The organism is Leucobacter chromiiresistens (genome assembly GCF_001477055.1).
Lineage (GTDB): Bacteria > Actinomycetota > Actinomycetes > Actinomycetales > Microbacteriaceae > Leucobacter > Leucobacter chromiiresistens_A.
The window spans coordinates 1-4092 of record NZ_LDRK01000105.1 but is presented as its reverse complement, the minus strand read 5'-3'; the positions used below and the strand labels follow the sequence as shown (position 1 = coordinate 4092).

The 4092-nt window shown below is 72.6% G+C and carries 3 protein-coding genes and 1 riboswitch; all 3 genes read right to left on the bottom strand.

The window, feature by feature from the left end:
- Positions 1–472 (bottom strand): bifunctional diaminohydroxyphosphoribosylaminopyrimidine deaminase/5-amino-6-(5-phosphoribosylamino)uracil reductase RibD (locus tag NS354_RS11605; protein ID WP_206542610.1); only part of this gene is annotated, 472 nt, incomplete at its 3' end.
- 58 nt (positions 473–530) lie between these two features.
- Positions 531–671: riboswitch (FMN riboswitch) on the bottom strand.
- Positions 672–816: 145 nt separating this feature from the next.
- A complete protein-coding gene (locus NS354_RS11600) occupies positions 817–3006 on the bottom strand; it encodes a bifunctional lysylphosphatidylglycerol flippase/synthetase MprF (RefSeq protein ID WP_058594634.1) in 2190 nt (729 codons plus the stop codon).
- A 32-nt stretch (positions 3007–3038) separates the two neighbouring features.
- Complete coding sequence (trpS, locus tag NS354_RS11595) at positions 3039–4046, bottom strand: tryptophan--tRNA ligase (RefSeq protein ID WP_058594633.1); 1008 nt, start codon at positions 4044–4046, stop codon at positions 3039–3041.
- Positions 4047–4092 lie beyond the last annotated feature (46 nt).

Genomic DNA, 4092 nt, shown 5'->3' with positions numbered 1-4092 from the left:
GCGCCGCGGCCTGCGCCGCCCCGAGCTGCGCCGCGAGCCATGGGCCGAGCAGCTCGCGGGCCTCGTCGGCGAGCACCCCGCCGCGCACCTCGACCCCGGCGGCGCGCAGCGTCTCGGCGCCGCCCGACGACGCGTCTCCGGGATCGGAGAGCGCGTAGGCCACGGCGCCGACACCTGCGTCGACCAGGGCTGCAGCGCAGGGCCCGGTGCGGCCCGTGTGGTTGCAGGGCTCCAGCGTGACGACGGCGGTGAGCTCGCCGGCCCGTGCGCGCCAGTCCGCGGAGAGGCGCGCGAGCGCGTCGACTTCGGCGTGCGGGGTGCCCGCGCCGCGATGCCACCCCTCGGCGACGATGCGCCCCTCGCGGTCGAGCAGCACGCAGCCCACCTGCGGGTTCGGCGTCGTCGACGGGCCTCGGCGCGCGATCGCGAGACCGCGTCGCATCCCGTCCTCGACGAGGCCCGATTCGAGCATCCCGATCCGCCGTTCCCTCACGTGCCGGGTGCGCAAGGGTCCACGGACGTCCGCAGCTCGCGCGTTCCTCTCATCCGGACTCGAACGCGCAGGGCGTCCATCACCGTCGGTACCGGAATTCCACCGGTTCAGCATCGCAGGTGCGACGCTCGCGGACTCTGACCGCCGGTTCGGAATCACACCGACCCCGGAACACGATCATCATCGTAGCCCCAATGCGCGGCCGGCGCGCACCCGCACGTCATGATTTCGCGGGAGGCGCAACACGGCGCAACCCGCGCAGCCCGCGCGCAGCCGGTGCGCAGTCCGTGCGCGACCCGCCGCCCGGCGCCGAGCGCCCCCGGTCAGTGCCCGGAGCGCTTCGCCGTGCCGGCGGCGGAGGTCACGAGGTCGCGCATCGACGCGTCGGGCAGATAGGCGCGCGTGAGGGCGATGCCGATGCGGGGCAGGTCGCCCTCATCCCGGTACAGGAGGTACAGGGACGCCGAGCGCGGATTGAACTTCTGCTTGAAGCGGTGCAGCGATGAGAACCCGTACAGGGGCTCGAGCAGTGCCCCGAGCCGGGCGAGCACCTGATCGACGGGGCCCGCGTCGGCGCCATCCGGTCGCACGAGCGGTGCGCCCGACAGCGACACGAATGCGTAGCCCGCCTGCGAGAAGTGCAGCGCGGAGGAGGCGATGAGGAACTCCATGACGGGGCCGAAGCCGCCATCGCGCCGCCGCATGAGGTCGAGGGTCCACCCGACGATGCGCGGCTCCGCCCGATCCCCGTCGCCCGCGGGCGCAGCGGGCCCGTACACCGGCAGCCACGATGTCACCCCGTGCAGGTTGCCGCCCCCGTCGACGGCGAGGCCGACGTACACCTCGGGATCCAGCGCCTCCTCGACCGTCCCGAGCGTGAACCGCATCTCGGGCAGCCCCTTGTCGCCCGCCCACTGCTCGGAGATCGCCCGCACCTGCGCGAGCACGTTCCACGGCTCTTCGGCGAGCCGCACCATGCGGAACGAGATCCCCTCGCGGCCGGCGCGATTGATGGCGGTGCGCACCGGCCCCCACGCCTTGCCGGTGAAGGCGAGACCGGGGAGGTCGACGATCGTGTCCTCGGCGACGATCACCGACCGCCACCCGTCGGGTCTCGCGGCGGCCGACGCCTCGCTCGCCGAGAAGACGCAGGGGATGAGCCCGGCCTGCTGCGCGGCATCCGCGAACCGATCGAGCGCGGCGCCCTGCTCGCCCTCGGGAACGATCGGATCGCTCAGCATCACCGCCACGCCGGCGTGCGCCTGATACGCGACGGCGCCGGAGCCGCTCGCGATCCTCTGGTTCGGCTCCCACGTCGCCATCCACGACAGGGTGCCCCCGCCGGAGCGCTCGAGCCGCTGCACGAGCTCGTCGCGCGTCACCGGTTCCGCGGCGAGCGCCCGCCGCGATCGGCGGAGCCGCACGCGGAAGGCCCCCCGGCCCACGACGAGGAACGCGATGAGCGCCGCCCAGAGCACCGCAGGCGGGAGCAGGAGCGCGAACACCTGTCTCGGCGACGCCACCGCGCCCGCGTCGACGAGTGCCGGGAGGAGGGCGAAGCCGAGCGCTGCGGTGGCGAGGTTGAACGCCCCGACGCCGAGGGCGGCGATCCACGCCACCCGATACCCGGAGCGGATGCCGTTCGCGATGAGCGCGATCACGACGACGTCGACGGCGACGTCGACCAGTGAGGCGGTGGGGTGATTCTGACCGAGCGGGCCGTCGAACGGAACGACGAGATCGAGGAGCTGGATGACGCCGACGGCGATCAGGCCCGCGAGGGCGATGAGGCGCCACTCCCGCTGCGTCGGGCGCCCTGCGGGGTGCCGGAAGGCCGGGAGCCACCCGCTCGCGATCAGCGCCGCGGTCATCGCGACGGCGTGCTCGAGATCGTACAGCTCGCCGAGGTAGAGCACGGAGATGCCGACCCACAGCCCGATGGCGATCCGCGCCCGCAGGCGCCACGGCGCGGGCAGCGCGGCGATTGCGAACACGAGGGCGGTGAACGCCGCGCACGACGGGCCGACGTCGAGCGTTCCGGCGAGTCGCACGGCCCAGTGCCAGCCCGTCTGCGAGACGAGCAGCAGGATGCCCGCGGCCCCGAGCACCCCGACGATGTGCCCGCCGAGGGCCAGCGCCAGGGTCCGCAGCGACCCGAACCGCCACTCCGCCCACCCCAGTCCGCCGATCACGAGCGGGAGCAGGGTGATCAGTACGGCCGGGTGGTCGACGAAGAACGGCGAGGTGAGCACGGTCCACCATCGGCCCTCGGCTAAGGAGGGGATGCCGGTGGCGACCTGCGGGTACCAGCTCTGCTCGGAGGCGGGCCGCCACAGTGTCCCCGTGGCGACGCCGACGGCGAGCATCGCCCCCACGAACGTCAGCGTGAACGGCACGCGGCGCAGCACCCGCAGGGCTCGCAGCGGCCGGGACGCCCGCATCGGCCGATCCGCGCGCAGGCGCCGGCGCTGGAGGCGCTCGTCGGCGCGCGCCGGCGCCTCGGGGGCGGTCATGCGCTCAGTCTAGGCACCCCGCCCCGGCTCGGCTAGCGGATCAGGCCGATGCGCTCGTACACGAGATCGAGCGTGCGGTTCGCCACCGCTTCGGCGCGCTCCGCGGCGCGGGCGAGCAGCCGGTCGAGCTCGGCCGGATCCGCCAGGAGCTCCTCGGTGCGGGTGCGCACGGGCGCGAGGCTCTCCTCGACGACCTCGACGAGCCCCTTCTTGAGGTCGCCGTAGCCGCGCCCCGAGTACTCCTGCTCGATCGACTCGATGGTGCGGCCGCTCAGCACGGAGTAGATGGTGAGCAGGTTGGCGACGCCGGGCTTCGCCTCGCGGTCGAAGCGCACCTCGCCGTCGGCGTCGGTCACGGCGCGCATGATCTTCTTCTTCGTGACGTTCGCCGGGTCGAGCACCTTGATGAGCCCGGCCTCCGACTCGGCCGACTTCGACATCTTCGCGGTGGGCTCCTGCAGGTCGTAGATCTTCGCCGTGCCCTTCGGAATCTGCGCCTCGGGCACGACGAACGTGTCGCCGAAGCGCGAGTTGAAGCGGGTCGCGAGATCGCGCGTGAGCTCGACGTGCTGGCGCTGATCCTCACCCACCGGCACGCGCTCCGCCTGGTACAGCAGAATGTCGGCGGCCATCAGCACCGGGTACGTGAAGAGGCCCACCGACGCCGCATCGGCGCCCTGCTTCTGCGACTTGTCCTTGAACTGCGTCATGCGGCTGGCCTCGCCGAAGCCGGTGATGGTGTTCAGCACCCAGGCGAGTTCGGCGTGCGCGGCGACCTGCGACTGCACGAACAGGGTCGACTTCTCGGGGTCGATGCCGGCGGCGATGTACTGGGCCGCGGTGCGACGGGTGCGGGCGATCAGCTCGGCCGGATCCTGCGGGACGGTGATGGCATGGAGGTTCACGACGCAGAAGAAGGCGTCGAAGTCCTCCTGCATCTGCGTCCACTGGCTGAGCGCGCCGATGTAGTTGCCGAGCTGCAGCGAGTCGCTCGAGGGCTGCATGCCGGAGAAGAGCACGGGCTTGGGGTGTTCACTCATGGGGTTCCTTGGGGGAGGTGCTGCGAAGCGTGATTCAGGGGGAGGG